The sequence below is a fragment of the Pseudomonas sp. HN11 genome, assembly GCF_021390155.1.
GTDB lineage: Bacteria > Pseudomonadota > Gammaproteobacteria > Pseudomonadales > Pseudomonadaceae > Aquipseudomonas.
Genome location: NZ_CP089985.1, coordinates 3,460,429 through 3,483,004, shown reverse-complemented (window position 1 = coordinate 3,483,004; position 22,576 = coordinate 3,460,429). Strand labels below are relative to the sequence as shown.

Genomic DNA, 22,576 nt, shown 5'->3' with positions numbered 1-22,576 from the left:
ACTTAGGAGGCCTTGGTGGATTTCTTCGCTGCGGGTTTTTTGGTGGTCTTGCCGGCCAGGCTGCGCTTGAGCAGTTCGGTCAGGTCAATCACATCGGCGGACTTACGTTCTTCACTGTCATTGCGGGTTTCCACGTCTTCTATCTTGCCTGCCTTGGCCTTCTTGGCCACCAGCGCCATGATTTTTTCCTGGAAGCTGTCGCGATAATCCTCGGGTTGCCAGTCGGCGCTCATGTCGTCCACCAGGCGCTTGGCCATGTCCAGCTCGCCTTTGGCCAGGCTGGGTTTGGTCACGTCACTGCCCAGTTCCAGTTCGTCCAGGCTGCGTACTTCGGCGGGCCAGCGCAGCATCACCAGTACAAGGGCAGAGTCCAGTGGCATCAATGCCGCCAGGTGCTGCTTGGTGTGCAGCACCACGTTGGCCAGGGCGACCTTGCGGGTTTTCTTGAGTGTTTCCCTCAGCAGTGCATAGACCTTGCCGCCACGTTTGTCCGGCGCAAGGAAGTAGGGGGTGTCGATGTTTTGCAAAGGGATCTGGTCGCTGGCGACAAACGCGATGATTTCGATGGTCTGAGTCGACTTGGGGTGGGCCGAGCGGATTTCCTCTTCGCTGAGCACCACGTAGCGACCTTTCTCGAACGCAACGCCCTTGACGATGTTGTCTTTGGTGACCTCCTTGCCGGTGGTCTTGTTGATGCGCTTGTAGCCCACCGGGTCCATGCTGCGCTTGTCCAGCCAGTCGAAGTCAACGCCTTGGGAAGAAGTGGCCGAGACCAGTGATACCGGTATATGCACCAGGCCAAAGCTGATGGCGCCTTTCCAGATTGCCCGTGGCATAAGTGCGACTCCTTGATAAGTGGCTGTGTTCTGGTGACTCGAACGCTGCGGGAAAAGTTTCCCTCGGCAGATGCGCGGACAGATCGTGTTACACCTGATGAGAAACTATTTAGTGTCGAAAGCCGAACCCAAGGCGTAGCGTGTTATCGAAAGCACGTACTCCTCGCCCCAGAGAGGCTTTGTCATGAACAGTCGTATGCGTCACGTTGCAGCGTTACTGTTGGGTTTGGCCCTTATTCCCATGGCCCAGGCGCAAAATCTGACGGGTAATAACAATCCCAACAACAGCCCGATCCACCGTGCCAATCCCAACAGCATGCAGGGCACGCAGCCCAATGCGCCGGCCATTCGCGGTATCCAGACCGGGCCGACCACGCGTACGCCGACCCTGGAAAACGGCGGTATCGGCAACAGTTACCCCAAACGCAATGCCGCTCCCAGCCGCCCGGCCACTGAAACCAAAGCCCCCACCTATGATGCCAACGGCAATCGCCGGTAAGGATCCAGCCTTATGTTTCTACGCAAAACCCTGCTAGCCGCACTTTGCGCAACCACGCTGCTGCCGATGACGGTCGCTTTCGCCGCCGATGCCCAGCAGTTCCCCAGCGAACAAGGCAGTATCACCGTCGCCACGGTCGCCAAAGGCCTTGACCACCCATGGGCGGTGGCCTTTTTGCCGGACAAGCAAGGCTTCCTGGTCACCGAGCGCCCGGGAAACCTGCGTTTTGTCAGCCCGGACGGCAAGCTTTCCGCGCCGTTGAAGGGCGTTCCTGAAGTGTGGGCAAAAGGCCAGGGCGGTTTGCTGGACGTGGTGCTGTCGCCGGATTTCAAAGAAGACCGCTTGGTGTACCTGTCCTACGCCGAAGGCGGCGGCAAGGACGGTACCGCCGGCACGGCTGTGGGCCGAGGACGCCTGGCGGCTGACCTCAGTGGCTTGACCGACTTCAAGGTGATCCTGCGCCAGGAGCCGAAGCTGTCGACCGGCAACCACTTCGGCTCGCGCCTGGCCTTCGACCGCGATGGCTATCTGTTCGTGACGCTGGGAGAAAACAACGATCGCCCGACGGCCCAGGACCTGGACAAGTTGCAAGGCAAGGTTGTGCGCATCTACCCGGACGGTCGCGTGCCGGAGGACAACCCCTTCGTCGGTCAACAAGGCGTGCGTCCGGAGATCTGGTCTTATGGCCAGCGCAATCCCCAGGGGCTGGCGCTGAACCCTTGGAGCGGCACGATCTGGGAAAACGAACACGGGCCGCGCGGGGGGGATGAGATCAACATCATCGAGCGAGGCAAGAACTACGGTTGGCCGTTGGCAACCCACGGCATCAACTATTCCCTGACACCGATTCCCGAAGCCAAGGGCAAAACGGTAGAGGGCACCGTACCGCCGCATCACGTGTGGGAAAAATCACCGGGCATCAGCGGCATGGCTTTTTACGATGCTGATCGCTTCAAGTCCTGGCAGCACAATGTGTTTATCGGTGCGCTGGCCAGCCAGGAGCTGATCCGGTTGCAGTTTGATGGGGACAAGGTGATCCACGAGGAACGTTTGCTGGGAGGCCTGAAGGCGCGGATCCGCGATGTACGGCAGGGGCCGGATGGCTTTTTGTACGTGCTGACGGATGAGGATGATGGCGTGCTGTATCGGGTTGGGCTGAATCAGGATTAAGCATTGGGGCCGGCAAACCGGCCCCAGCTGTTTTACAGATTTACAGACCTAACTCGGACAACCCCGGATGATCATCCGGGCGGCGTCCCAGCGGCCAGTGGAACTTGCGCTCGCTTTCCTTGATAGGCAGATCGTTGATGCAGGCAAAACGGTTGGCCATCAGGCCGTTCTCGTCGAACTCCCAGTTCTCGTTGCCGTAGGAACGGAACCAATTGCCCGAATCGTCGTGCCACTCATAGGCATAACGCACCGCAATGCGGTTGTCGGTGAATGCCCACAACTCTTTGATCAGTCGGTAATCCAGTTCCTTTGCCCATTTGCGGGTGAGAAAGCCTTTGGCTTCTTCGCGGTTATGCGCGAATTCGGCGCGGTTACGCCATTTTGTGTCCAGTGTATAGGCCAGGGACACGCGCTGCGGATCACGGGAGTTCCAGCCGTCTTCTGCCAGGCGGACTTTCTCTATGGCCGACGCGCGAGTGAACGGCGGCAGGGGCGGACGTGTTTCTACAGTCGATGACATTGGGCAGTTCCTCAATGAATAAGGATTTATCGGAAGTTGCGCCTACCTGCGGGTTCAAAGTCCCAATAACGTTCGCGCCATGCATTGCGCATTATCGGCAGCTGTTGAATCGCCCATCACCAGGGCAACGGTAATGGCACCATCGATCAGGATCAGCAGTTGCGCGGCCTGCCGTTCAGGGTCGGGGGTGCCATGTGCTTGACACAGTTCAAGTGCGTACTCGAACAGTTTCTGTTTATGGGCTTTGGCCAACAGGCGCACTGGGTCGTGTCGGTCGCCGGTTTCGCCACTGGTGTTAATGAACGCGCAGCCACGGAAGTCGGCAGTGCCGAACCAGTCCTTGAGCGCGCTGAACAGTGCCAGCAGGCGTTCTCCCGTGTTTTCGCGGCGTTCCACTTCATCGCGTAGCCACTGCATCCAACGCTCGTCGCGACGTCGCAGGGCAGCCATTACCAACTCGTCTTTATTGGCGAAGTAGCGGTAAACACTTTTTCGCGAGACACCGGCGGTCTTCACCAGAAAGTCCATGCCAGTGGCGGCGATGCCATGGCGGTAGATCAACTTTTCAGTGACGTCGAGAATGATGTCGCGGGTTTCATTGTGGGTCATGTCGTTCATGTTGCGAACAGTAGAACGATCGTTCTTCTTGGTCAATTAAAATTTTTCCATGCGTCGCGACGAGACCTGAGCCCCCCCATGGTGTAAGCTCGGGGCCTCTTCGGATTCGACCCATTGCGAGCCTTATGCCGTCGTTCTTCAAACGCTCCCTGTTGCCCAAACTGCGCGGTTTCCCCCTCACGCCCGATGCCCTTGAGGTGCTGTCCGGCGCCGACGCCTATCGTCGCTGCCTGCTGGAGAAGATTGCCCAGGCTACTCGGCGCATCTATATCGTCGCGCTTTACTTGCAGCAGGACGAAGCGGGGCAGGAGATCTACGATGCGCTGCACGCCGCCAAGGCCGCACGGCCACAATTGGAAATTGTGGTGGTGGTCGATTGGCTGCGCGCCCAGCGGGGCTTGATCGGGGCCGGCAAGCAGCCAGGCAACAGCGCCTGGTATCAATCCATGACCCAAAGTCACAGCACTGAAGTGCCGGTGTACGGCGTGCCGGTGCAAACCCGCGAGCTGTTTGGCGTGCTGCACCTCAAAGGCTTTGTGATCGACGATACCGTGCTGTACAGCGGCGCCAGCCTGAACAATGTGTACCTGCACAAATTCGACAAGTACCGCTTCGACCGCTACCACCTGATCCACAGCAAAGCCCTGGCGGACTCGATGCAACACCTGGTGGAACATGGACTGGTCGCCTCCAAGGCGGTCAATCGCCTGGACCTGCCCAATCCGCCCACTACGCGCAGCCTGCGCAACGATATCGGCGACTTGCGCAGCCGCCTGAAACACGCGGCCTATGACACCACCATGGGGCAATTGCCCAATGAACACCTGTCGGTCAGCCCATTGCTCGGGGTCGGTAAGAACAACCCCTTGAACCGGGTGATCCTTGAACTCATCGCCAGCGCCCAGCACCAACTGACCATCTGCACGCCGTACTTCAACCTGCCGCTGCCGGTGACCCGCGAAATCAACCGTGCCCTGGCGCGCGGGGTGAAGATCGATATCATCGTCGGCGACAAGACCGCCAACGACTTCTACATCCCGCCGAGCGAGCCGTTCAAGGTCATTGCAGCACTGCCTTACCTGTACGAAATCAGCCTGCGCCGCTTCGCCAAGCGCCATCAGCCAATGATCGACAGCGGCCAGTTGAACCTGCACTTGTGGCGCGACGGTGACAACACTTACCACCTCAAGGGCATGTGGGTCGACTTGCGTTACACCTTGCTGACCGGTAACAACCTCAACCCGCGCGCGTTCCGCCTCGACCTGGAAAACGCCTTGTTGATCGATGACCCCAAAAGTGAGTGGCAGGAGCCGAGACGCACGGAGCTGGCACAGATTTTCCAGCACACCACGCGTATTGAACGTTATCAGGACTTGCAGGCGTTGCCGGACTATCCCGAGGCGGTCGGCAAGTTCCTGCGACGTGTCAGCCGGGTACGAATCGAACGGTTGTTGTATCGAATTCTCTAGGACCTCTTCTCGATTTCATCGCTGGCTTTAGGCGTCCGCTTATAGAACGGCTGCCTTTTCTCCTCTTACAGTGGCTTCCAACCGTTCAAGGAGGCACGGCTTTTCCCCAATGGAATCTGCCATGAAGAGGAGAGCAACATGCCATCAGTCCGTGCCCAAGGTGGTCCGATCCTATTCGCATCGGCCACTGTGGCGTCTGACCAGACGCCCATTTCCCAACCTTCAATTTCCCTTGTTCCATCCACCCCCTCCGTTCCTGTCCCCCAACTCCCCGATACGCAGGCAATTCCGGCTCCTGACTGGACGCTGCCCATGTCGCCCAGTGACAACGCCAGCGCCGGCGACGCCACGTTGGCCGAGCGTCTGGCACACGCCCTCGCCAGCGGCCAGAACAGCGTAGCAATCCCCAAGGACAGCAGCCTCGGAGGGGCTTTGATCCTCTATCGTCAGTTGCTTGAGCAAGCGTCTTCTCAGTCCTGGTTCTCGCGTAAAGGCTTGGCAACGGACACCCTGACACTACGCAAGGATCGCGTAGAGGGCTTCACCACCGTGGGTGGCGTACGCACCGCCGTAGCGTCCAGCGTTACTGACGACAGTGACTGGGGGGAGGCAAGCCGGCATCTGCGGGCGATGCGCAATCTGCTTGACCCCGACGACAAGGGCTTGCCCTACGTCAGTACCGACGAACCCCGTATGCCTCTCCACGTCGTGTTGAATGCCTACGGTCTCGACCCTGGCGAGTCCACTGAACAGAAGCGGGCACTTAAAGATCAGGTGGCGGCGAATGGCTTGACGGCGGCCCCTCGGTTTTTTGCAGCGCTCGACGACGTTCGCAGCGTCATCAGTGACCTGGATGAGCGGGCTTTCCTGGCTGACTTGCTCGGCGAGCAGGTGCAGAACCTGGCGGATGGCAGTGCTACCGACTGGTCGACACTGAAGATCCAGATATCGCCGGCCTCAGCCAAGGGCATTGGGCCTCACCCCAGCTACGATGTTGCCCAGTTGCTTGAGCATAAGGGGTTGGGCGTGCCCCGTACGGCTGCAGCGACCCGCAACGTCATTCGGTGGTTGCGCACAGTCCTGCCACCGGCTCCGCCCTTGGGTGATTATTCTGGGTTGATCCCGCGACAACCGGGTGATCCGGACTACAAATCGCTGGTGACGCTTGCGTTGTACACCCCGGCAACACTGAGTGCCGATCCCGACGCTCACCTTAGGAGGTTGAGCCAGGGGCCGGACGCTGTAGCATTTGGCAACATCCTTGCCACGGTATTGGACGGCCCCGCCGGTTCGATAGGCGGTTACGCGCTCTACAGCCCCCGCAACGCGGGACGCACCTTGGGTGAAGTCCGCCAGGCCCTGGAACAGCACTTGCGTGACACCCAGTTGATGCACCCCAACTTCGCGCTGCTGGTGGCCCATGTCGCGCTGGCGCGGGTAGCCCCCGAGTTTCTGGTCCGGGACGTACCCGAGGGCATCAAGATCGGCACATCGGCCTGGACGGAACTGCGGCTTGGCTGCGCGATGGCTGAATGCATGTTGCCAGGCACCTCTCGGATGATGGATGAGGAGCAGGTTTGCGCACTGACGGGCCTGGAGTTTACGTCTGAAGGCCAACGCACGCTCATGCAGGAGAAAGCCCTTGGCATATTGCTCGACTGGGGAGTGCTCAATGGCGTCATACCGGACAAGCCTCAAGGCCAGCATACTCAGGAGGATCTCAAGAAAGCGTCGAGTGTGTTCTCGCGGCAACGGGCACTGTCGGTTCGTTCGTTCAATCGCTTGAGCACCGTCCTGCCGTCGCGCAGGCAGGTGGCTACCCAGGAGTTGCTCAAGGCCATGCCTCAGACCAGCCTCAGCCAATTGGAGGCCATGACGGTTCATCTCCACGACTCCGACGAACGCCGCAATCTGAGGCGCTCCGAACCGCGTACCCGCTCGCTGATCGAGACGTACATGAGCGGTGATCTGATCAAGGACAGATGGGTCTTGACCACCGATATGACCAGCCCCGTCAAACGTCCGGACACCCCCTATAGCAACGTTAACGAGTCCCCGACCATTTCGGCCACAGCTCGAGAAAAACTCAACGAAATCATCGAACGGCTTCCCGCCTTGGACCCTTTATTGGAACGAGTGGTTTCCCGTCACCACGCCGATCAACAGATGGGCTTTGTCACCAAGCTCAAACTGATGTTCGCTGGCTTGCCATTGGCCGATCGCCAGCGCATCGAGCTGGGCAAGGTGGAGCTGTTCACGCTGCGCAAGGCCACCGGCAAGCAGCAGGTGTGGGAGTCGGATCTCGACCGAGAGGCGGTCACCGCGCGGCAGGGGACATTGATGCGTGTGCTTCACGACAATACTGTCACGTATTACGAAGTGCTATACAGCGGAAACATCATCAAGCACGACAGCCTCGAAGTAACGACTGCGCTGGACAAGGTGGCCTACGATAGAAGCCACCTGGCCAAGTACAAATTGCTTGCAGACAAATACATCCGTCGCGGTCACGAGGTCGGCTTGGATTTCAATGCATATTCCAGCGGTGCGCCAGCACGCGAAGGTGACAGTTCTTCCGACGTCATTCTCGATAAAGTCGGCGTTACCAAAGGTCCCCGCCCACTCCCCGACAGTGTGACCAAGGAATCGTTTGTTCCTGATACCTATCAGTCAGACCGTATCGAGGACATTGCCGTTGAGATCACCGAACACAATTTCTACGAAAGTGCGAAGGACATGCTTGCACGGGCAAAGGGACAGTTACCCGTGGAAAAAAGCCGCGAGGCCCATGCGCGGGATCTGAACCTGCTGCTATCGCTGGTTCCCTTCGTCGGGGCCTATCAGGATTTTCGCGATGGTGATTTTGGTAAAGGCCTGCAAAGCCTGGCATTGGACGGCGCAGGCTTGATGATTGGCGCGGGGGGCCAGGCACGGTCGTTGATCCGTTCGCTCAAGACCCTGGTAAAACACAGCAGCCGGCCGAGCATTGGCAGATTCAGCGCTCGCGTTGCGCCACACACTCCCAAGGGCGCCTGGTCCTGGAATGAACCTAAGGTGCGCTTCAGCGACGCCGCGTTTGACCTTTCCAAGCAGACGGCGCTGTTCTGGAGCGCGGTCCTCAATCCGGTGGATGGTTATCCGCGCCTTATCAGTGCCGCGTCCAAGGGCCTGTCCAAGCTGCCCAGCCTGAGGACTGTCAGTACGGGCTTGAGCAAGGCAATGCCTCACCTGATGACGATAGAGGAAAAAATGCGTTGTTATTTTCTGGTCGGTACAGGCCTGGTTGATCCTACCAAGCCGCCCGGATCGCAAGCTGCATGAGCATAGCGGCCGCTCCACCAAGGGTGGCTGAGCGGTCGCCAAGCCGTGGGGTCAGTTCAGACCCAACTTGCCGCGCAGTGTCGAGAGGTCTTCCGCGAGGGTGTTGACCGGACCCACCAGTGCCTTGCGATCGTTTTCCTTGACCTTGTCGTAGGTCTCGAAGCCGCCGTCCTTGGTCTTGTATTTGGCCAGGATCTTATCCACGGCGGCGAAGTTCTTGTCGACTTTGGTCAGGAAGGCCTTGTCCTGTTTCTCGATCTGGCCACGGAACAAGTCGACGATTTTCTTCGCGCCGTCGATGTTGCCCTGGAAGTCATACAGGTCGGTGTGGCTGTAGCGGTCTTCTTCGCCGGAGATCTTGGTGGCGGCGACTTCTTCGAGCAGGGCTGCGGCACCGCCGACGACTTTTTCCGGCGGGAAGGTCAGGCCATCGACGCGGGTCTTGAGGTCGTTGACGTCGGTGTTGAGTTTGGCGGTCAGGGTTTCCAGGCCCTTGGTGGTGTTCTGGGAAAACAGTGCGTATTCGATGCGGTGGAAGCCGGTGAAGTCTTCGGCGGTCACGCCTTTTTCATGATCGTCGACGCGGGAGTCGATGGAAGCGTCGAGGTCGCTGAACAGCTCGGCGATCGGCTCGATGGACTCATAATGCACGCGGGTCGGCGCGTAGAGTTTCTTGGCGGTGGCCAGATCGCCCTTGTTGATGGCGTCGGTGAAGGCTTGGGTCTGGGTGACCAGCTCGCCGATCTCTTCGGTGACGTAGATTTTGTAGTCCGACACCGGCCCTACCAGGTCCAGCGGCGCGGCAGCGGCGAAGGCTGCCAGCGGCGAAAGGGTCAGCAATAACGACAATGCGATAGACGACTTTTTCATGGGACGATTTCCGCTCTGGGGTCTGTTTTAGGTATGGGCAGTGGTTTGAGGGTGCGTTGCAGCCAATAGCGTGCGCCCAATGAAATCTTTGGGCCCGACGACCCCTGGCAAGGTGAAGAAGTACCCACCGCCAACCGGCTTGAGGTATTCCTCCAGGGGCTCACCGTTGAGCCGGGTTTGCACACTGATGAAGCCTTTCTCCAGGTCGGCCTGGTAGCAGATGAACAGCAGCCCCATGTCCAGCTGACCGTTTTTGTTCACGCCGTTGGAGTAGTTGAACGGCCGACGCAGGATCAGATTGGCCTGCGTCTGCGGGGTGCGCGGGTTGGCCAGGCGGATGTGGGCATCGAGTTTGGTCAATTTGCCTTCAGGGTCCTTGCTGTAGTCGGGCACCTGGGTTTCGTTGTGGCCATCCATCGGCGCGCCGGTGGGTTTGACGCGGCCGATGATGCTTTCCTGTTCTTGCAGCGGGGTGCGATCCCAGCGTTCGACGAAATTGCGGATGATGCGCACGGCCTGATAGCTGCCGTTGGCCGCCCATGCCGGTTCGTCACTGCCAGGCTGCACCCACACGATCTGGTCCATGGCCTTGGCGTCGTTGGAGTCCGGGTTGGCCGAACCGTCACGGAACCCCAGGAAGTTACGCGCGCTCTGCGCCGGCTCTCCGGGTTTGCTCGGCGCCTGGGGCGGCACACTGCCTTCTTGCTTCCAGCGCACCAGCAACAGGTCGGGCAGGTTCTTCACGATGTCGCGCAAAGCGTGGATATTGGTGTCCGGGGTGTTGGAGCTGAATTGCAGGCTCAGGTCGCCGTGGCACTGCGCCGGCTCCAGCGCATCGTTGGGGAACCCAACCATGCGGCTCAGGCGCTTGGGTTTGACTGCCGTGAGGCCGAAGCGCTCATCGAACAGCGATTCGCCGACGGATACGGTGACGGTCAGGTTGTCGGGCGTGACCACCGGGCCGAGGATGCCGGAGTCGGTGGGCGGCAGTTTCGGGTCGACCTGCGGCACGGTGCCGCCGGTCATCAGAAAGGCGATGCGTTCGTTCAGGGTACGGAACAGGCGCTCCAGGTCGTCACGGTCGCTGGCCAGTACGTCGAACGCCACAATCATGCCGCACGCCGGGCGTGGGGTGACGATACCGCTCTGGTGCTTGCCGTAGAAATCGTGATGGTCCTGGGTCTTGTCACTGCGCGGCGCGGTGGTGACTTGCTCGGCCGCGGCGGCCATGGCCGGGCAGGTCAGCGTGCTGCCGGCAATCGCGGCGCCGGTGGCGGCCATGCCCAGCAGGACGCGGCGGCGTTGGAGGTCAAATTGTGCGGAATCACTCATGTGTGCGGTCGTCTTCACTGCAGGCCGGAAAGGCCAAGGGCGGGGTCGATTCCATCGAGTGCAGCGGCCAGAGCCTTGGCCTTGTGGGCGATCTGCTGACGCTGATCGGCGGTCACGTTGTCATAGGTGGCGTAGCCCTTGTCGACCTTGAAGCCCTGGAGTTCGGCATCGAAGGCGGAGAGGGCGCTGTCGACTTTGGGCAACAGGTCGGCGGCGGATTTTATCAGCAGCGGTCGCATCAACTCGACGACCTTGTGGGCGGCTTCCAGGTTGGCGGCGAAACCATTCAGGTCGACATGGCTGTAGCGCTCCTCTTCACCGCTGATGGCGCGCACATCGGCGAGGCTGTTGAGATTGCGCACCACGATGCTCACCAGTTGTTCCGGCGGCAGGGACTGGGCGAGCAATTGCTGCTTGAGTGTGGTGACGTCGGTCACCAGGCGCTGTGCAACCGGGCCCAGGCCGTCGAGGCTACGTTGCTGGAACAGGCTGTATTCCAGGCGATGGAAGCCGCTGAAGGCCGGGTCCTGCTCGCGCTTCTCGAAATAGTCGGCGCGGGCATTGATCGCGTTGTCCAGCTCGGCCAGGCGTTGCGATGCGGGGGCCAGGCGTTGGTAAGCCTCGCGCGCCGGAACATAGAGCGCTTGAGCCTGGGCCAGCTCGCCGGCGTCGACGGCCTGTTGCAAGGCGGTGACGGCCTTGATCAATGCGCTGCCTTGGCTGCTCAGGTACACGCGGAATTCCGACAGTGGCCCGATAAACGCCACCATCGACGGTTTGGCCTTGGCCTGGGCATCGGACTCGGCGGTCGGTGTCACGTGCAAGGTGCCGCGCGGGTTGCTCAGCAGGCCGCAGGTGATCGCGTAGTCGCCGGGCAGCAGGTTGGCGTTGATCACCTGACTCAGGCCGGGGGCGATGTTTTCGCGCTCTTCGACCACCAGCACGCCGTCGAGGATTTCCCATTCCACCGCACGGTCGGAGCGGTTGATGATGCGAAAGCTCGCGCGGCCGGCGGGCACGCTGAGTTCATTCGGTTCGCAGGCGTGATCATGGATGGTCACGGCGATTTCATTGTGGTTGGTCTGGCGCTTGCTCGCCGCCAGTTGCGAGGCGTAGTAGAACAGGCCACCGGCGGCGATCATCACGACCACCGAGCCCGCCACGGCCCAGCGCAGGGCGCGGGGTGGCGAGGACGGTTGAGGAGTAGGGTTGGACAAGAGGCGGTCCTTACTGGTTGGCAACAGAAGAAGGTGAGGCGGCAGGCTTGGACGGTGCGGTGGGCAGGAAGAACATCACCAGGGCTACCACCAGGTAAATCAGGTAGGCGCCGAGGGTGCTGATGGTGGGCGCTTCCTGATAACCGAACATCCCGGCCAGCACCGAGCCCAGCGGGCTGTCCATGGGCAGCGCGGTGCTGAAGTCGAACAGCACGGTTTGCAGGTGATTCCATACCCCCGCTTCGTGCAGGGCTTGCACCGAATTGGCCAGGATGCCGGCGGCCACCACGAGGATAAAGAGGCCGGTCCAGCGGAAAAACGCGCCCAGGTTCAGGCGCATGCTGCCGGTGTAGATCAGGAAACCGACGATGATCGCCAGGATCAAGCCGAGCAGGGCGCCAATCGGCGCGCCTGGGCCTTCACTCTGCTGGAACACGGCCAGCAGGAAGAACACGGTTTCCAGGCCTTCGCGGGCCACGGCGAAAAACACCATGAGGATCAACGCGGTCACCTGGTGCTTGGAACCGGCCAACGCGTGATCGAGGGATTCGTGCAGGGAATGCTTGATGGAGCGCGCCACCTTGCGCATCCAGAACACCATGGAACTGAGGATGCCTACAGCGACCAGGCCGACGATGCCTTCGAACAATTCCTGCTGTTTTTGCGGAAACTCGGCGCTGACCAGTTCCAGGCCTCCACCGACCAACAGGGCCAATGCGGCGGCGAGAAATACGCCGATCCATACGGCCGGCATCCACTGGCCACGGCCGGTCTGTTGCAGGTAGCTGGCGATAATGCCAACGATCAATGCGGCTTCAATGCCTTCGCGCAGCATGATGAGGAAAGGAACGAGCATTCGGCACCGCATGACAACTAGATAGGGTGCTAAGTTGTAACATAATGATACTCATTGCTAAACAACAATTCTTGACGTTTGCTGAACAATGGCTGAACGGTGGTGGCAATGCGCATCCGCCCTTATGATGCGTGCCATTCTTTGCGCAGCTCTGGATACGCGGTCCACCATGTCGGAAAAAGACACCATTTCTATTCACCTTGTGCGCGAAGCCTTGCTGCAAAGCTGCGCGCCGGGGGCGACGAGTGCCGAAGTGCTGCACAAGGCCGGGATTGACCCGCAGTGGCTGGCCGAGCCTGCCGCGCGGGTTTCGGCCACCACCTACGCACGGCTGTGGCGCCTTTTGGCACGGCGCACCGATGATGAGTTCTTCGGTATGGACCCGCGCAAGCTCAGGTCCGGCAGCCTGGCGTTTCTCTGCCGCGCTGCAATGGCGCAGCCAACGCTTGCCACCGCCCTGAAGGCCGGGCTGGAGTTCCTGTCACTGATGCTGGAGCGACTGCCCGCTGAGTTGGTGCGTCAACAAAGTCTGGCGGAGATCGTATTGGTCGAGCCCGAGGCTGAACCTAATCGGGCCTTCACTTACTTCACTTACTGGATGATCGTCCACGGTGTCGTGTGCTGGTTGGCAGGACGACGTATTCCAATCCTGGCGATTGAGCTGCGCTGCGCAAAGCCGGAATTCTGTCACGACTACCAGGTGATGTTTTCCGACAACCTGCGTTTCGACCGACCCCGCACGCGGATGATCTTCTCCGCCGACTGCCTGGACCTGCCGATCAAGCGCACCCCGGAAGAACTCCAGCGCTTCCTGGCCCACGCGCCCGCCAATATCCTGGTCAAGTACCGCGACCCCGACAGCCTCGCCATGCGGATCAAACACGATTTGCGCCAAATGCCCCCCGAAACCTGGCCGGAAACCGAAGGCCTCGCGGTCAGCCTGTGCATCTCGGCCTCAACCTTGCGCCGTCGCCTGGCAGAAGAAGGGCAGACCTATCAAGGGCTCAAGGACAGTGTGCGTAAGGAATTGGCGATTGTGTGGTTGGCGGAGCCACAGATAAGTTTCGCGCAAATCGCGGAGCGGCTGGGGTTTGCTGATACGAGTTCGTTTTATAAGGCGTTTCGTAAGTGGGCGGGGTCGAATCCGGGGCATTATCGGAGTTTGATTCTGGGTGAAGCTGATTGATCAAGGGCCCAAAAAAACCCCGTGACCGAATGGACCACGGGGCTAAAAATTGGTTGGATGCGACCAACCAAAGGAGCTCTTTACCTCACTTGGCGCTGGCGACCACCGTATCCGGCTGCCAGCCACCGCCCAACGCCTTGTAGATCGCGACGATACCGCGATACAAATCCACTTCGGCCTGGGCCTGGGAGTCTTCGGCGGCCAGGCGCTCACGTTGCGCGTCCAGTAGCACCAGGAAGTCCACGGTGCCCTCGCGGTAGCGGATCGCGGCCAGGTCGGCGGCGGCGCGGCTGGATTCGCTCTGGCGGATCAGTGAAACCAACCGTTGCTGACGCTTGCCGTAGTCGCTGAAGGCGTTCTCGGACTCTTCCAGTGCCAACAACACTTGCTGCTCGTAGGTTGCCAGGGCGCCATCCGCCTCGGCATCGGCGCCGCGCAAACGGGCGCGCACACTGCCCAGGTCAAAGGCTGCCCAGGTGATGCTCGGGCCAAGGGCCCAGGCATTGGCGGCGGACGAACCGATCTGCGAGCCACGCCCGGCGGTAAAGCCGAGGAAGCCGCTGAGGCTGACCCGTGGGAACAGGTCGGCCTTGGCCACGCCGATACGTGCAGTGGCAGCGGCCAGTTTGCGTTCGGCGCTGAGAATGTCCGGGCGACGTTGCAGCAGTTGCCCCGGATCGCCAATCGGCAAGGCCTTGGCAATCGCCGGCAGGTCTTTCGGGCTCAGGTCGACTGTCAATTTGTCGGGACGCTGGCCGAGGAGGGTAGCGATGCGGTTACGCTCGCGCACTTGTTCGGCTTGCAGTTGCGGCACGCTGGCTTCAACCGCCGCGAGGCGTGCGTCGGCACGCTCCACGTCGAGCTGGTCGCCCACACCGGCATCGCGCAGGCTTTCGGTGATGGTGCGCGATTCCTGCTGGTTCTTCAGGTTGTCCAAGGCGATGCGTTCACGCAGTTGCGCGCCACGCAATTGACCGTAGGCATCCACCAGTTCGGCGATCAGGGTGACTTGCAGCTGGTACAAGTCAGCCTCGGCGGCTTGTTGGTCGGCGTCGGTGGCTTCCAGGTTGCGCTGGATGCGACCGAACAGGTCCAGTTCCCAGGCCATGTCCAGGCCGAGGTCGTAACGCTCACTGTTGACACGCTTGGTAGTCTGGCCCGGGATTTGCCCTTTGGCCAGGTCACTGCTGGCACGGCTGGTGATGGTCGGCATGGCGTCATTGCTGGCGTCATCCCGGATCGCCCGTGCCGCACGCAGACGGGCAAAGGCGACACGCAGATCCCGGTTGCCTTGCAGCGACTGGGTTACCAACTGGTTGAGGGTCGGGTCCTCGAACTGCTGCCACCAGATGCCTTCGAACTTGGCGTGGTCATACTGCTTGGCATCGGCAGCGGCCGTGATATTGGCCGCCTCCGGGGTCTGGGCTTTGTAGTCCGGGCCTACGGCACAGGCGCTCAGCGCCAGTACCAGCAGGCTCGGCAGGAATACTTTCACACTCATTGCTGTGTCTCCAGCTTCAAGGCCTTGGCCGCTTTGCGCGCTTCGCTGCGTTCCACATAGCGACGGATCAGTACGTAGAACACTGGCGTCAGCAACAGACCGAAGAAGGTCACACCGATCATCCCGGAGAACACCGCCACGCCCATGGCATGACGCATCTCGGCACCGGCACCGCTGGACAACACCAGTGGCACCACCCCCATGATGAAGGCGAACGAGGTCATCAGGATCGGCCGCAGACGCAGACGGCAGGCTTCCAGCACCGCCGCGAGCGGGTCGAGGCCTTCTGCCTGTTTGTCCTTGGCGAACTCGACGATCAGAATCGCGTTCTTACACGCCAGGCCCACCAGTACGATCAGGCCGATCTGGGTGAAGATGTTGTTGTCGCCGCCCGAGATAATTACCCCGGTAATCGCCGACAGCAGCGTCATCGGTACGATCAGGATCACTGCCAGCGGCAGGCTCCAGCTTTCGTATTGAGCCGCCAGTACCAGGAACGCCAGCAGTACGCAGAGCGGGAACACGAACAGCGCGGTGTTACCCGAAAGGATTTGCTGATAGGTCAGGTCAGTCCACTCGTAGGTCATGCCGTTGGGCAGTTCTTCTTTCAGCAGTTTCTCGATCGCCGCTTCAGCCTGGCCGGAGCTGTAGCCCGGTGCAGCGTTGCCGTTGATTTCAGCGGTGATGAAGCCGTTGTAGTGCATCACGCGGTCCGGTCCCGAGGTGTCGCTGACCTTGATGAAGGTCGCCAGCGGGATCATCTCGCCTTTGTTGTTGCGCACTTTCAGCTGGCCGATCTGGTCTTCGTCCAGGCGGAACTGTTGCTCAGCCTGTACGTTGACCTGGTAGGTCCGGCCGAAGCGGTTGAAGTCGTTGGCATACAACGAGCCCAGGTAGATCTGCAGGGTGTCAAAGATGTCGCTGATCGCCACGCCGTGGGTCTTGGCCTTTTCACGGTCGATGGCGGCATCGACCTGGGGCACGTTGACCGTGTAGCTGGTGAACAGGCCGAACAGCTCCGGCGTGGTGCGGCTCTTGGTAATGATGTTCTGCACTTCTTTGTACAGCTCGTCGTAACCCAGGTTGCCACGGTCTTCGATCTGCAGGCGGAAACCACCAATCGTGCCCAGGCCCTGTACCGGCGGCGGTGGGAAGATCGCCATGTAGGCTTCCTGGATCTCGCTGTATTTACCGTTCAACGCACCGGCAATTGCACCGGCTGACATGCCCGGGTCTTTACGCTCGTCGAAAGGCTTCAAGGTCACGAACACAATGCCGCTGTTCGGGCTGTTGGTGAAACCGTTGATCGACAGGCCGGGGAACGCCACGGCGGCTTCCACACCTGGCTGTTTCAGCGCGATGTCGGACATGCGCTTGATCACGTCTTCGGTACGATCCAGGCTCGCGGCGTCCGGCAATTGGGCGAAGGCCACCAGGTATTGCTTGTCCTGGGCCGGTACGAAACCGGTCGGGGTGTGGGCAAAGCCCAGCCAGGTCAGGACCATCAAGCCGGCGTACAGGAACAGTGCGATACCGCTGCCTCGGATCACGCGGCGAACGGTGCCGACATAGCCATGGCTGGCCTTGTCGAAGAAGCGGTTGAACGGTTTGAACAGCCAGCCGCCCAGCAATTTGTCGAGGAACTTGGAGAAACCATCCTTCGGCGCATTATGGCTCTTGAGCAATACGGCAGCGAGGGCAGGGGACAAGGTCAGCGAATTGAAGGCCGAGATCACCGTCGAAATCGCAATGGTCAAGGCGAACTGCTTATAGAACTGCCCGGTCAAGCCGCTGATGAAGGCCGCTGGAACAAACACTGCACAGAGTACCAACGCCGTGGCGATGATTGGCCCCGTCACTTCGCTCATGGCTTTTTCGGTGGCGGGGAACGGCTCCAGGCCCAGCTCGATGTTGCGCTCGACGTTCTCCACCACCACGATGGCGTCGTCCACCACGATACCGATGGCCAGTACCAGGCCGAACAAAGACAGCGCGTTGAGCGAGAAGCCAAACAGGTGCATCACCGCAAACGTACCAATCAACGATACCGGCACGGCCACCAACGGAATGATCGAGGCGCGCCAGGTTTGCAGGAACAGGATTACCACCAGCACAACCAGGATCAGCGCTTCGAACAGGGTATGCACCACCGCTTCGATGGAGCCACGCACGAAGATGGTCGGGTCATAGACGATGCTGTAGTCCATGCCTTGCGGGAAGCTCTTTTTAAGCTCTTCCATCTTGCCGCGCACTTCATTGGAGATCTCGATCGCGTTGGAACCTGGGCGCTGGAAGATCGGGATTGCCACGGCCGGCTGGTTGTTCAGCAACGAGCGCAGGGCGTATTGGCTGGAACCCAGCTCCACCCGCGCGATGTCTTTGAGGCGAGTGATTTCACCATTGTCGCCGGAACGAATAATGATGTTTTCGAACTCTTCCTCAGTCACCAGGCGACCTTGGGTGTTCACCGACAACTGAAACGCGGTAGCGGTCGGCGCAGGTTGTGCACCCAAGGCACCGGCCGCCACTTGACGGTTCTGCTCACGAATTGCCGTCACTACGTCAGTGGCCGTCAGGTTGCGCGAAGCGGTCTTGTTCGGGTCCAGCCACACACGCAGGGAGTAGTCGCCCATGCCGAACAATTGCACGTCACCCACACCGCCCAGGCGCGCCAGCTCATCTTTCACGTTGAGCAAGGCATAGTTGGACAGGTACAGCATGTCGTAGCGCTGATCCGGTGACGTCAAGTGCACCACCATGGTCAGGTCGGGGGAGGCCTTGTCCACGGTGATACCGATGCGCGTCACTTCCTCAGGCAGTTTCGGCTGAGTCCGGGTCACACGGTTTTGCACTTGCACCTGCGCGTTGTCCAGGTCGGTGCCCAAGGCGAAGGTGATGGTCAGGGTCAGCTTGCCGTCGGCGGTCGACTGCGAGGACATGTACAGCATGTTCTCGACGCCGGTGATGGCTTGCTCCAGCGGGGCAGCCACGGTTTCGCCGATGACTTTGGGGTTGGCGCCCGGGAAGTTGGCGCGTACCACCACGGTCGGCGGCACCACTTCCGGGTATTCGCTGATCGGCAATTGGAACAGCGAGATCGCGCCGGCGATCAGGATCAACAGCGAAAGTACCGCTGCGAAGATCGGCCGAGAAATGAAGAACTTGGAAAAATTCATCTGAGGTCGTATCCCTTAACCGCGTGGAGTCGCAGCGCTGGCAAGTTTGGGCGCGGCTTTATCCGGCGCCACTTGTTCCAGGTTGCTGGCTTCAAGCGCTTGTCGTTGTTGGGCCAAGGCGGCGAGGGTTTCCTTGCTGGCCATCGGAATGGTTTCCGGGGCGACCGGCGACCCTGGGCGCACGCGCTGCAGGCCCTTGACGATAATGGTGTCGTCCTTGTTCAGACCGCTGCGCACAATGCGCAAACCTTCGATCTTCGGCCCCAGCTCCACCGCGCGATAGGCCGGCTTGTCGCCGTCCATCACCAGCACGAACTTCTTGCCGAGGTCGGTGCCGACGGCTTCGTCATTGATCAACACGGCGGAGTAGGTGCCGCTGCCGACCAGCTTCAGGCGTGCATACAGGCCAGGGGTGTATTCGCCCTTGCTGTTATCGAACACGGCGCGACCACGGATGGTGCCGGTCGCCGGGTTGACCTGGTTGTCGACGAAGTTCATCTGGCCCAGATGCGGGTTGCCGGTTTCGTTGGACAGGCCCAGGTAAACCGGGGTGGTCGCACCGCGACGGCCTTGGCGAGCCAGTTCGGTGTACTTGAGGAACACACGCTCATCGGCGTCGAAGTAGGCGTAGACCTTGTCGGTGGAGACCACGCTGGTCAGCGCAGTAGTGTCAGCGGTCACCAGGTTGCCGGCGGTGATTTCGGCACGGCTGACGCGGCCACTGATTGGCGACGTCACACGGGTGAAGCTCAGGTTCAGCTTGGCCAGGTCCAACTGCGCCTGGATCCCGGCGACAGCGGCGCGGGCTTCCTGGGCGGCGGTGGTGCGCGAGTCGGCCAGTTCGGCGGAAATCGCATTGCTCTGGCGCAGGCGTTCGCCACGCTGGGCTTCATTATCACTGCGGGTAGCCGCGGCGCGGGTTTGTTGCAACTGGGCTTCCAGGCGACGCACTTCAGCCTGGAACGGACGCGGGTCGATCTGGAACAGCAGGTCGCCTTTCTTGACCAAAGCGCCTTCGGTGAAAGCGACTTGGTCAATCTGGCCAGAGACCCGAGGACGGATCTGCACAGTTTCCGGGGCTTCCAGGCGACCGGTGAATTCATCCCACTCGTTGACCGGTTGTTCCAGCACCTTGGCCACGCTGACTTTGGCAGCTGGCATGGCGGCCGCTTGATCCGGGGTCTTGCCGCACGCGCTCATCACCACCACGGCCAGAATCGCCAGGGGGAAGCGCAAATGTTTGAGTGACTGTTCCATGAGGTGCATCCGCCAATGTATTTGAGATGGGCGGATCATGCGCGGCGATGTGCTATGTCACGAATCGAATGAAGCAAAGGTAACTATCATTCGGAATGATATAAGCGTGAGGTCAGCCCTCTAGCATGGGCGTTTAGTTAGGGGGCTATCAATGGGCGTGATGACAAAGGACTGTTGCAAGGGATGCAAGGAACTCGCGCCCACCTGTGTTCTGGCGAGCGCGGCTTGATTATGCCGCCCTTGTGATGACGTGCCGCCCCGGGATCGCCGCAATCAATTCACGGGTGTAATCGCTGCCGGGGTCGTTGAAGATCCGTTCCACGCTGCCTTGTTCGACTACCTTGCCATTGCGTAACACCAGCACCTCGTGGGCAAAGTTGGCCACCACCGACAGGTCGTGGGACACCAGCACATACGCGATGCCCATCTCCCGTTGCAGCTCTTCCAGCAGGTCCAGAATGTGCGCCTGCACCGATACATCAAGTGCGCTGACCGGCTCGTCCAGCAGCAACAGGTCCGGCTTCAACGCCAGTGCCCTGGCGATGGCGACGCGCTGGCATTGGCCGCCGGACAATTCGCGCGGCAGGCGGTCCAGGTAGCTGACCGGGAGGTGGACACGACTGATCAACTCCCGTGCCGCCTGTTCCAGGGCCGGGCCCTTGAGTATGCCGAACGACACCAGCGGCTCGACAATGCTGTCGAACACGGTAAAGCGTGGGTCGAGGGCGGCAAATGGGTTTTGCTGCACCAGTTGCAGGCGCTGGCGCAGCGGGCGGAAGTCGCGCCAGCTCAGGTCGGTGACGTCCCGTTGCTCGAACCAGACCCGACCCTGTGTGGGTTTTTCCAGGCCGAGGGCGATACGCAGCGCGGTGCTCTTGCCCGATCCGGACTCGCCCACGATGGCCAGGGTCTGGCCGGGAAAGACCTGCAGGTTGAGGTCTTCGAGGGCGACGAACGTCGAGGCCTCACCCTTGACCTTGGGCAGCGCGAAGGTCTTGCCCACGTTGTGCAGGCTCAGTATTGGTTGTTGCGCCGGATCAATGCGCACCAAGGGCTCACGGCGCTTGGCGAACGCGGGCGCCGCGGCAATCAGCGCGCGGGTGTAGTCGTGTTGCGGCGCGCTGAGGATCTGGCGTGGCGGCCCCTGCTCGACAAGTTCGCCTTGCTGCATCACCAGGATCCGATTGGCACGGTCGGCAGCCACGCCCAGGTCATGGGTGATGATCAACAGCGAAATCCCACGCTCACTGACCAGGCGTTGCAAGTGGTCGAGAATCTTGCGCTGCACCGTCACGTCGAGGGCACTGGTGGGTTCGTCGGCGATGATCAAGCGTGGGTTGCCGGCCAGGGCGATGGCGATCAGCACGCGCTGGCGCATGCCGCCGGAGAGTTCATGGGGGTACTGGCGTGCGCGCAGCACGGGCTTGTCGATGCCCACCTGTTGCAGCAGTTCGACAATGTCGGCATCCACGGCGGGGTAGCGTTTGCCCTTGGCCAGGATCAGCGCCTCGGCGATCTGCTGGCCGATGCGCAGGGTCGGGTTGAGACTGACCATCGGGTCCTGGGGCACCAGGCCCACTGTGCGTCCGCGCAGGCTGCGTTTCTGGCGCTCGTTGGCGTGGGTGAGGTCGTTGCCGTCCACCCAGAGTTGGCCGGTGCTGATCTGCGCATTGTCCGGCAGCAGGCCGAGGATGGCATTGGCCAGGGTCGACTTGCCCGAGCCGGACTCGCCGACAATCGCCACCGTCTCGCCTTGGGCGATGGCGAACGACAGCGTGCGCACCGCTTGATTGACGTGCCCGCCGGAGCGATAGCTGACACTGAGTTGGCGAACATCCACTAAAGCGTTCATCGCTGGATTTCCTCGAAGGTGCGGGCGATATGGTTGAGGCTGAACACCACGGCCACCAGGAACAGGCCGGGCAGCAGCGACACCCACGGCGCAGTGATCAGAAAGTGCCGTCCGTTGGCGATCAAGGTGCCCCATTCGGCGGCCGGTGGCGCGGCGCCAAACCCCAGAAAACTCAGGCCGGCAGTCGCCAGGATGGCCGCGCCAAAGTCCAGGGTCGCGAGCACCGCCACTGGCCCCCAGGCGTTGGGCAGGATGTGCCGCAGCAAGGTGCGGCCCCAGCTTGCTCCGCCCAGGCGCGCGGCCTCGACGTAGGGCAATGTCTTGACCCGCAGCACTTCGGCGCGGGTGGTGCGGGCGAACCCTGGAACAATGCCAATGCCCACGGCGATGGCCACTGGCACAGTGCCAAAGCCGATGGCTGTGACGATTGCCAGGGCCAGCAGCAGACCGGGCAGGGCTAACAGTACATCGACAAAGCGCATGATCACCGCGTCAATGCGGCCGCCGGTAAAGCCCGACAAGATGCCCAGGCCCAGGCCGCCCAATAGCGCGATGCCTACGGCCAGGAACGCCGCGAGTACCGACAGGCTGGCGCCGTATACCACGCGGGTGTACAGGTCGCGCCCCAGCTCATCGGTGCCGAACCAATGGCTCAGGTTGGGCGCGCGCAGCTTGTCGATGGGGGACGTGGCGTAGGGGTCGAAGCCGCTCAACAGGTGCGGGGCCACGGCGGCCACCAGCGCAAACACCACCACCAGCAGCGCCAGGCTGAAACCGGGCCTGCGCAGCAGCGGCAACACCACCGCCGTGGCGCGTTGCAGGCGGCTACGGCGGCGCCACAGCGCCGGGCTGGCCGGGAGGGCGCTGCGGCCCAGGTTCTGCTCAAGAATGGTCAT

At 61.1% G+C, this 22,576-nt stretch carries 17 protein-coding genes; 5 read left to right on the top strand and 12 right to left on the bottom strand.

Annotated elements, in window-relative coordinates; all coding sequences use genetic code 11:
- Positions 1 to 2: 2 nt before the first annotated feature.
- On the bottom strand, positions 3 to 836 hold the full coding sequence (gene ku / locus LVW35_RS15560) for a non-homologous end joining protein Ku (protein ID WP_233890972.1): 834 nt from the start codon (positions 834 to 836) through the stop codon (positions 3 to 5).
- 184 nt (positions 837 to 1,020) lie between these two features.
- Here ku and LVW35_RS15555 point away from each other — a divergent pair, with 184 nt between their 5' ends.
- Positions 1,021 to 1,335 (top strand): hypothetical protein, encoded by a 315-nt coding sequence (locus LVW35_RS15555; RefSeq protein WP_233890971.1) that lies wholly within the window; start codon positions 1,021 to 1,023, stop codon positions 1,333 to 1,335.
- Positions 1,336 to 1,347: 12 nt separating this feature from the next.
- On the top strand, positions 1,348 to 2,505 hold the full coding sequence (locus LVW35_RS15550; RefSeq protein ID WP_233890970.1) for a PQQ-dependent sugar dehydrogenase: 1,158 nt from the start codon (positions 1,348 to 1,350) through the stop codon (positions 2,503 to 2,505).
- A gap of 40 nt (positions 2,506 to 2,545) precedes the next feature.
- Here the strand turns inward: LVW35_RS15550 and LVW35_RS15545 are convergent, their stop codons facing one another.
- Both LVW35_RS15545 and LVW35_RS15540 read right to left on the bottom strand, forming a co-directional pair.
- Entirely contained in the window at positions 2,546 to 3,025 is a 480-nt protein-coding gene (locus LVW35_RS15545; RefSeq protein WP_028616052.1) for a nuclear transport factor 2 family protein, read from the bottom strand.
- Between the two features lie 54 nt (positions 3,026 to 3,079).
- Positions 3,080 to 3,643 carry a TetR/AcrR family transcriptional regulator gene (locus LVW35_RS15540; protein ID WP_233896489.1) on the bottom strand — a complete coding sequence of 188 codons (564 nt, stop codon included), beginning with the start codon at positions 3,641 to 3,643 and terminating at the stop codon, positions 3,080 to 3,082.
- Between the two features lie 125 nt (positions 3,644 to 3,768).
- On the opposite strand from LVW35_RS15540, the gene pssA reads away from it, so the two are divergent.
- Positions 3,769 to 5,112 carry a CDP-diacylglycerol--serine O-phosphatidyltransferase gene (gene pssA, locus LVW35_RS15535; RefSeq protein ID WP_233890969.1) on the top strand — a complete coding sequence of 448 codons (1,344 nt, stop codon included), beginning with the start codon at positions 3,769 to 3,771 and terminating at the stop codon, positions 5,110 to 5,112.
- 312 nt (positions 5,113 to 5,424) lie between these two features.
- Positions 5,425 to 8,433, top strand: a complete 3,009-nt coding sequence (locus LVW35_RS15530) for a hypothetical protein (protein ID WP_233890968.1) — start codon at positions 5,425 to 5,427, stop codon at positions 8,431 to 8,433.
- A 51-nt stretch (positions 8,434 to 8,484) separates the two neighbouring features.
- On the opposite strand, the gene efeO (LVW35_RS15525) is transcribed toward LVW35_RS15530, so the two are convergent.
- Genes efeO (LVW35_RS15525) through efeU form a run of 4 tightly spaced genes read right to left on the bottom strand, consistent with a single transcriptional unit; the run spans position 8,485 to position 12,708 of the window.
- Positions 8,485 to 9,303 (bottom strand): iron uptake system protein EfeO, encoded by an 819-nt coding sequence (efeO, locus tag LVW35_RS15525; RefSeq protein ID WP_233890967.1) that lies wholly within the window; start codon positions 9,301 to 9,303, stop codon positions 8,485 to 8,487.
- A 27-nt stretch (positions 9,304 to 9,330) separates the two neighbouring features.
- The gene (gene efeB / locus LVW35_RS15520) at positions 9,331 to 10,635 is read right to left on the bottom strand and encodes an iron uptake transporter deferrochelatase/peroxidase subunit (protein ID WP_233890966.1); all 1,305 of its coding nucleotides are present in this window, start codon (positions 10,633 to 10,635) and stop codon (positions 9,331 to 9,333) included.
- A gap of 14 nt (positions 10,636 to 10,649) precedes the next feature.
- Positions 10,650 to 11,852 (bottom strand): iron uptake system protein EfeO, encoded by a 1,203-nt coding sequence (gene efeO, locus LVW35_RS15515; RefSeq protein ID WP_233890965.1) that lies wholly within the window; start codon positions 11,850 to 11,852, stop codon positions 10,650 to 10,652.
- 10 nt (positions 11,853 to 11,862) lie between these two features.
- Positions 11,863 to 12,708, bottom strand: coding sequence for an iron uptake transporter permease EfeU (gene efeU, locus LVW35_RS15510; protein WP_233890964.1), 846 nt, complete (start codon positions 12,706 to 12,708; stop codon positions 11,863 to 11,865).
- A 169-nt stretch (positions 12,709 to 12,877) separates the two neighbouring features.
- Between efeU and LVW35_RS15505 the strand changes: the two genes are divergently transcribed.
- Positions 12,878 to 13,894, top strand: a complete 1,017-nt coding sequence (locus LVW35_RS15505) for an AraC family transcriptional regulator (RefSeq protein WP_233890963.1) — start codon at positions 12,878 to 12,880, stop codon at positions 13,892 to 13,894.
- Between the two features lie 85 nt (positions 13,895 to 13,979).
- On the opposite strand, the gene LVW35_RS15500 is transcribed toward LVW35_RS15505, so the two are convergent.
- From LVW35_RS15500 to LVW35_RS15480, 5 genes are all read right to left on the bottom strand, one after another.
- On the bottom strand, positions 13,980 to 15,395 hold the full coding sequence (locus LVW35_RS15500; protein WP_233890962.1) for an efflux transporter outer membrane subunit: 1,416 nt from the start codon (positions 15,393 to 15,395) through the stop codon (positions 13,980 to 13,982).
- Positions 15,392 to 18,571: an efflux RND transporter permease subunit gene (locus LVW35_RS15495; RefSeq protein WP_233890961.1), complete on the bottom strand. Its 3,180-nt coding sequence runs from the start codon at positions 18,569 to 18,571 to the stop codon at positions 15,392 to 15,394. The genes LVW35_RS15500 and LVW35_RS15495 overlap by 4 nt, the downstream gene beginning before the upstream one ends.
- A 15-nt stretch (positions 18,572 to 18,586) precedes the next feature.
- Complete coding sequence (gene mexE / locus LVW35_RS15490; RefSeq protein ID WP_233890960.1) at positions 18,587 to 19,828, bottom strand: multidrug efflux RND transporter periplasmic adaptor subunit MexE; 1,242 nt, start codon at positions 19,826 to 19,828, stop codon at positions 18,587 to 18,589.
- 229 nt (positions 19,829 to 20,057) lie between these two features.
- Positions 20,058 to 21,680, bottom strand: a complete 1,623-nt coding sequence (locus LVW35_RS15485; protein WP_233890959.1) for a dipeptide ABC transporter ATP-binding protein — start codon at positions 21,678 to 21,680, stop codon at positions 20,058 to 20,060.
- Entirely contained in the window at positions 21,677 to 22,576 is a 900-nt protein-coding gene (locus LVW35_RS15480; protein ID WP_233890958.1) for an ABC transporter permease, read from the bottom strand. The genes LVW35_RS15485 and LVW35_RS15480 overlap by 4 nt, the downstream gene beginning before the upstream one ends.